The sequence below is a fragment of the Agromyces sp. P1_H4 genome (assembly GCF_056405255.1).
Window position 1 is genome coordinate 23,124 of sequence record NZ_JBFUCL010000005.1, and the last position, 6,433, is coordinate 29,556.

Genomic DNA, 6,433 nt, shown 5'->3' on the forward strand with positions numbered 1-6,433 from the left:
TCGGTTCGGGGAGAAGTCGTCGATGCCGATGGGCATCGCGGATGCGTCAGCCACCGGTCACCTCCAGGATCCGCGTCCACACGACGTCGCCGTCGGGGTCGAGCCCCTCGTCGACGGCGCTCTGCCGTGTGCGGAGCACTGCCGCGTAGTCGCGCGGCAGCACCTTGGTGAAGCGGTCGAGCGCGGCATCCCCCTCGGCGAGGATCCTGGCGGCGACCGCGGAGTCCGTGGTCTCGAGGTGCTGCTCGAGCAGGTCGCGCACGATCTCGCGGTCGGCGCTGCCGAGCGGGTGCAGCTCGAGCTCACCCGAGCTCAGCGACTCGCGGTTCACCCGGTCCTCGTGGAGGCCGAGCACGTACGCCGTGCCCCCGGACATGCCAGCGCCGAGGTTGCGCCCGGTCTCGCCGAGGATGAGCGCGAGGCCGCCGGTCATGTACTCGAGCGCGTGGTCGCCGACGCCCTCGACGACCGCGGTCGCTCCCGAGTTGCGCACGAGGAACCGCTCGCCGACGATGCCGCGGATGAACATGCTGCCGCGGGTTGCGCCGTAGCCGATGACGTTGCCGGCGATCACGTTCTGCTCGGCGACGAATCCGCTGTCCCTCGAGGGACGCAGCACGAGCTGTCCGCCCGAGAGCCCCTTGCCGACGTAGTCGTTCGAGTCGCCCTCGAGGCGGAGCGTGATGCCGCTCGGGAGGAACGCGCCGAGCGACTGGCCGGCGGAGCCGGTCAGGGTGACGTCGATGGAGCCCGGCGGCAGGCCGTGCTCGCCGCGCAGGACGGTGACCTCGTGCCCGAGCATCGTGCCGACGGCACGCTCGGTGTTCTTGATCGGCAGCTCGATCTGCACGGTGCCGCCGGCGTCGAGGACGATGCGGCTGCGGCGGATGAGCTCGTTGTCGAAGTGCTGGTCGAGCTCGTGGTCCTGGTGCCGTAGGTTGCGCCGCGGCTCGGACTCCGAGAAGTCGGGGCCGACGAGCACCGGCGTGAGGTCGAGCCCCGCCGCCTTCCAGTGCGAGACCGCGCGGTCGACGTCGAGGAGGTCGCGACGCCCGATGATGTCGTCGAGCGAGCGGTAGCCGAGCTGCGCGAGGTACTCCCGCACCTCCTGCGCGATGAACTCGAAGAAGTTCACGACGAACTCGGGCTTGCCCGAGAACCGCTTGCGCAGCTCGGGGTTCTGCGTCGCGACGCCCACCGGGCAGGTGTCCAGGTGGCAGACCCGCATCATGACGCAGCCCTGCACCACCAGCGGCGCGGTCGCGAAGCCGAACTCCTCCGCACCGAGCAGCGCGCCGATGATCACGTCGCGACCCGACTTCAGCTGGCCGTCGACCTGCACGACCACCCGGTCGCGCATGCCGTTCAGCATGAGCGTCTGCTGGGTCTCCGCGAGGCCGAGCTCCCACGGTGTTCCCGCGTGCTTCAGCGAGTTCAGCGGGCTCGCGCCCGTGCCGCCGTCGTGCCCCGAGACGAGGATGACGTCGGCCAGGGCCTTGGCCGTGCCGGCCGCGACCGCGCCGATGCCCGACTGGCTCACGAGCTTCACGTGCACGCGCGCCTTGGGATTGGCCCGCTTGAGGTCGAAGATGAGCTGCTTGAGGTCTTCGATCGAGTAGATGTCGTGGTGCGGGGGCGGCGAGATGAGGCCGACGCCCGCGGTCGCGTGYCGGGTGCGTGCCACCCAAGGGTAGACCTTGGTGGGCGGCAGCTGCCCGCCCTCGCCGGGCTTGGCGCCCTGCGCGAGCTTGATCTGGATGTCGTCGGCGTGCGTGAGGTACATGCTCGTCACGCCGAACCGGCCTGACGCGACCTGCTTGATCGCGCTGCGGCGCTCGGGGTCGAGGAGCCGGTCGAGGTCCTCGCCGCCTTCGCCGGTGTTCGACTTCGCGCCGATCCGGTTCATGGCGATGGCGAGCGACTCGTGCGCCTCCTTCGAAATGGATCCGTAGCTCATCGCGCCCGTCGAGAAGCGCTTGACGATGGACTCCACCGACTCGACCTCGTCGATCGGCACCGGTTGGCGGGCTCCGGTGCGCAGCGCGAACATGCCGCGAAGCGTCATGAGCTCCTCGGCTTGCGCGTCGACGAGCGAGGTGTACTCGCGGAAGACGTCGTACCGGCGGTTGCGCGTGGCGTGCTGCAGCCGGAACACCGTCTCGGGGTTGAAGAGGTGCGGTGAGCCGTCGCGGCGCCACTGGTACTCGCCGCCCGTGGTGAGCCGCTCGTGCGCGCGCACGGCGGCGTCCTCGGGGTAGGCCACGCGGTGGCGGTGAAGGTTCTCGGATGCGACCACGTCGATGCCGACGCCGCCGAGCTTCGAGGTCGTGCCGGTGAAGTACTCGTCGATGAAGTCCTGCGCGAGCCCGACCGCTTCGAAGGCCTGGGCGCCGGCGTAGGACGAGATGGTGGAGATGCCCATCTTCGACATGATCTTCAGCACGCCCTTGCCGAGCGCCTTGATGACGTTGCGCACGGCCTGCTCGGGGGTGACGCCGGTGATCACGCCGGCTCGCACGAGGTCTTCGCACGTCTCCATCGCGAGGTACGGGTTGACCGCGGAGGCGCCGTAGCCCACGAGCAGCGCGACATGGTGCACCTCGCGCACGTCGCCGGCCTCGACCACGAGTCCGACCTTCATGCGGGTCTCCGACCGGATGAGGTGGTGGTGCACGGCCGAGAGCATGAGCAGCGAGGGGATGGGCGCGAGGTCCTTGTTGGAGTCGCGGTCGGAGAGCACGATGAACGACGCGCCCTCCTCGATGGCCTCGTCGACCTCGTCGCACATCTCGTCGAGTCGCGCCCGCATGGCCTCGGGCCCGTCGTCGACGCGGTAGAGCCCCTTCAGGGTCTTCGTCGTGCGCGCGCCGACCCGCGGGTCGATGTGCACGATCTTCGCGAGCTCGTCGTTGTCGATGACGGGGAAGTCGAGCGACACCTGGCGGGCGTGGTCGGGACCTGCGGTGAGGAGGTTGCGCTCGGGGCCCAGCGAGGAGCCGAGTGACGTGACCACGGCCTCGCGGATGGAGTCGAGCGGCGGATTGGTGACCTGCGCGAACTGCTGCGTGAAGTAGTCGAAGAGCAGGCGCGGCCGCTGCGAGAGCACGGCGATCGGCGTGTCGGAGCCCATCGCACCGAGCGGCTCCTGCCCGGTCTTCGCCATGGGCGTGAGGAGGATCTTTACCTCCTCCTCGGTGTAGCCGAAGGTGCGCTGGCGACGGTTCACGGATGCCGGGGGGTGCACGATGTGCTCCCGCTCGGGCAGCTCCGAGAGGCGGATGCGACCCTCTTCGAGCCAGTCGCCCCACGGCTCGGATGCCGCGAGGTCGGCCTTGATCTCGTCGTCCTCGATCAGCCGCCCGGCCTCGGTGTCGACGAGGAACATGCGCCCGGGCTGCAGGCGGCCCTTGCGCACGATCTTGGACTGGTCGATGTCGAGCACGCCGATCTCGCTCGCGAGCACCACGAGGCCGTCGTCGGTGACGATGTACCGGCCGGGACGCAGGCCGTTGCGGTCGAGCGTGGCGCCGACGAGCGAGCCGTCGGTGAACACGATGGCCGCCGGGCCGTCCCACGGCTCCATGAGCATCGAGTGGTACTCGTAGAAGGCGCGGCGGGCGGGATCGATCTCGGTCTGGTTCTCCCAGGCCTCGGGCACCATCATCATGACCGCATGCGGCAGGCTGCGGCCCGAGAGGGTCAGCAGCTCGACGACCTCGTCGAACGAGGCCGAGTCGCTCGCGCCGGGCGTGACGATCGGGAGGATCGGGTCGAGGTCGCCGAGCAGCTCCGACTCGAGCTGCGACTGGCGCGCGCGCATCCAGTTGCGGTTTCCCTGGATGGTGTTGATCTCGCCGTTGTGCGCGATCATCCGGAACGGCTGGGCGAGCGGCCACGACGGGAACGTGTTCGTGGAGTACCGCGAGTGCACGAGGGCGAGCTTCGATGCGAACCGCTCGTCGGAGAGGTCGGGGTAGAACGGCTCCAGCTGGAGCGTGGTCACCATGCCCTTGTAGACGAGGGTGCGGCACGACAGGGACGCGAAGTAGAGCTCGAGCTCGCGCTCCGCGCGCTTGCGCAGCCGGAACGTGAGCCGGTCGAGCGCGATGCCCTCGAGCCGGGCACCCTCCGACGTGGTCGCGGACGACTGCACGAAGAGCTGCTGCACGACCGGCATGGCCGCACGGGCGAGGGTGCCGAGCTCGTCGGGACGCACGGGCACCTCTCGCCAGCCGAGCACCTCGAGGCCCTCGGATGCCGCGAGCTGGGCGAAGCGCCGCTTGACGCTGCTGCGCGCGGTCGGGTCGACGGGCAGGAAGGCGTTGCCCACGGCGTAGGAGCCGGCGGCGGGCAGCGTGAAGGGTGCGACCGCGCGCAGGAACACGTCGGGCACCTGGGTGATGATGCCCGCTCCGTCGCCGGTGCCCGCGTCGGACCCCACGGCACCCCGGTGCTCGAGGTGGCGCAGGGCGTCGAGCGCCGCGGTGATGATGTCGTGTCCGGCTGAGCCCCGGAGGGTCGCGACCATCGCGAGGCCGCAGGCGTCCTTCTCGGCGGCCGGGTCGTAGAGACCCTGGGCGTCGGGAACGAGACTGAACCTCGAGAAGGGTGGAGTGAGCGACACGTGGACCGTCCTCATCAACTAGTTAGGCAGCAGGGGACGTCGTCGGCCCTTCGAAGGGATGTCGCGGCGCATGGTGCGGCGTCGCGTCGGAGAACTGGGAGATGGGGCGCTACGCGGAGGTAGAACGGCTCGAGCTTGTGGCTGCCGTCTCGCCCGTGCTGTTCTCGCCCTCGACGCCATCGTCGAGAGAGTCGGAGTCGGACTCGGTTTCGTCCGAGTCTACCTCAGGGTCGGGGCGCTTCCATTCACGGCCCGGAACGTAGGGCGAGAGCTCGTCGCCGGTGTGCCGGCGCCGCTGCACGATGAGGATCACGATGCCGAGGATGACCGCGGCCCACGACGCCCAGACGTTCACGCGCACCCCGAGGAACATCTCGCTCGGGTCGACGCGGATCGCCTCGAAGAACGAGCGGCCGAGTCCGTACCAGATGAGGTAGATCGCGAACGCCTTGCCCCAGCGGAGGTTGAGGCGACGTTCGAGGAGGATGATCAGCGCCGCGCCCGCGAGGTTCCAGATGATCTCGTAGAGGAAGGTCGGGTGGAACAGGGTGCCGTCGGGCAGGCCGCCCGGGAACGCCACGTTCGACGACTCGATCTCGAGGCCCCAGGGCAGGTCGGTGGGCATGCCGAACAGCTCGTGGTTGAACCAGTTGCCGAGGCGTCCGGCCGCCTGGGCGACGAGGAGGCCCGGGGCGAGGGCGTCGGCGAAGGACCAGAACCGGATGCCGGTCATGCGGCATCCGATCCAGACGCCGATCGCGCCGCCGATGAGCGACCCGTAGATCGCGTTGCCGCCCTCCCAGATGTTCCAGATCGCGCCGGGCTGCAAGGGGTTCCAGACGTTGGCGCCCTCGTAGAAGTAGTCGTTCGGGTGCGTCAGCACGTGGTAGATGCGCGCACCGATGATGCCGAGCGGCACCGCCCACAGCGCGATGTCGAGGACCACGCCGGGCTCGGCGCCCCGCTTGGTGAGGCGCCGCGAGGTGATGACCACCGCGAGGATGATGCCGACCAGGATGCACAGCGCGTACATGTGGATGTTGAGCTGCAACCCGAACAGGTTGATCTCCCAGATCTGCCATTCGTAGTCGGGGCTCGGGATGCTGAGCGGTGCGATCACTCGGGCTGCTGCCTTTCCTCATGCGACTGGTGGCCCGTCAGGCCCCAGTCAGCGTACTTCACTCCGAGCGCGTGCCGCGCGCGAGGGCTGCGGCCAGCTCGCCGGCCCCGGCGACCCCGCCCTCGGCGAGGGCCTTCACGAGCGCCGAGCCGACGATCGCGCCGTCGGCGTACTCGAGCACCTCGGCCACCTGGGCGGCCGTAGAGATGCCGAGGCCCACGCAGCTCGCCGGCGCGCCGGCATCCGCGAGCCGGGAGACGAGCGTGCGCGCCGCCTGGTCGACGTCGGTGCGGGCACCCGTGATGCCCATGGTCGAGACCGCGTAGACGAAGCCGCGGCTGGCCTCGACCGCCTGGCGGATGCGCGTGTCGGTGGAGGTGGGCGCCGCGAGGAACACCCGGTCGAGCCCGGTGCGATCGGAGGCGGCGATCCAGTCGGCCGCCTCGTCGGGGATGAGGTCGGGGGTGATGAGGCCCGCTCCCCCGGCCGCGGCGAGGTCGTCCGCGAAGCGGTCGACCCCGTACTGCACGACGGGGTTCCAGTAGGTCATGATCAGCACCGGGGCATCCGTGCGCTCGGTGATGCGGCGCACCGCCTCGAACCCGTGCGCGAGCCGGAAGCCGTTGCGGAGTGCCTGCTGGGTCGACGCCTGGCTGCCGGGGCCGTCCATGACCTGGTCTGAATAGGGC

At 69.9% G+C, this 6,433-nt stretch carries 3 protein-coding genes; all 3 read right to left on the reverse strand.

What is annotated here, in order from left to right:
• Positions 1 to 46: 46 nt before the first annotated feature.
• Entirely contained in the window at positions 47 to 4,624 is a 4,578-nt protein-coding gene (gene gltB / locus AC1DY2_RS01035) for a glutamate synthase large subunit (protein WP_476760721.1), read from the reverse strand.
• Positions 4,625 to 4,733: 109 nt separating this feature from the next.
• Positions 4,734 to 5,744, reverse strand: coding sequence for a prolipoprotein diacylglyceryl transferase (gene lgt, locus AC1DY2_RS01040; RefSeq protein WP_476760722.1), 1,011 nt, complete (start codon positions 5,742 to 5,744; stop codon positions 4,734 to 4,736).
• 58 nt (positions 5,745 to 5,802) lie between these two features.
• The coding region (trpA, locus tag AC1DY2_RS01045; protein ID WP_476760723.1) for a tryptophan synthase subunit alpha at positions 5,803 to 6,433 on the reverse strand (631 nt) is incomplete at its 5' end.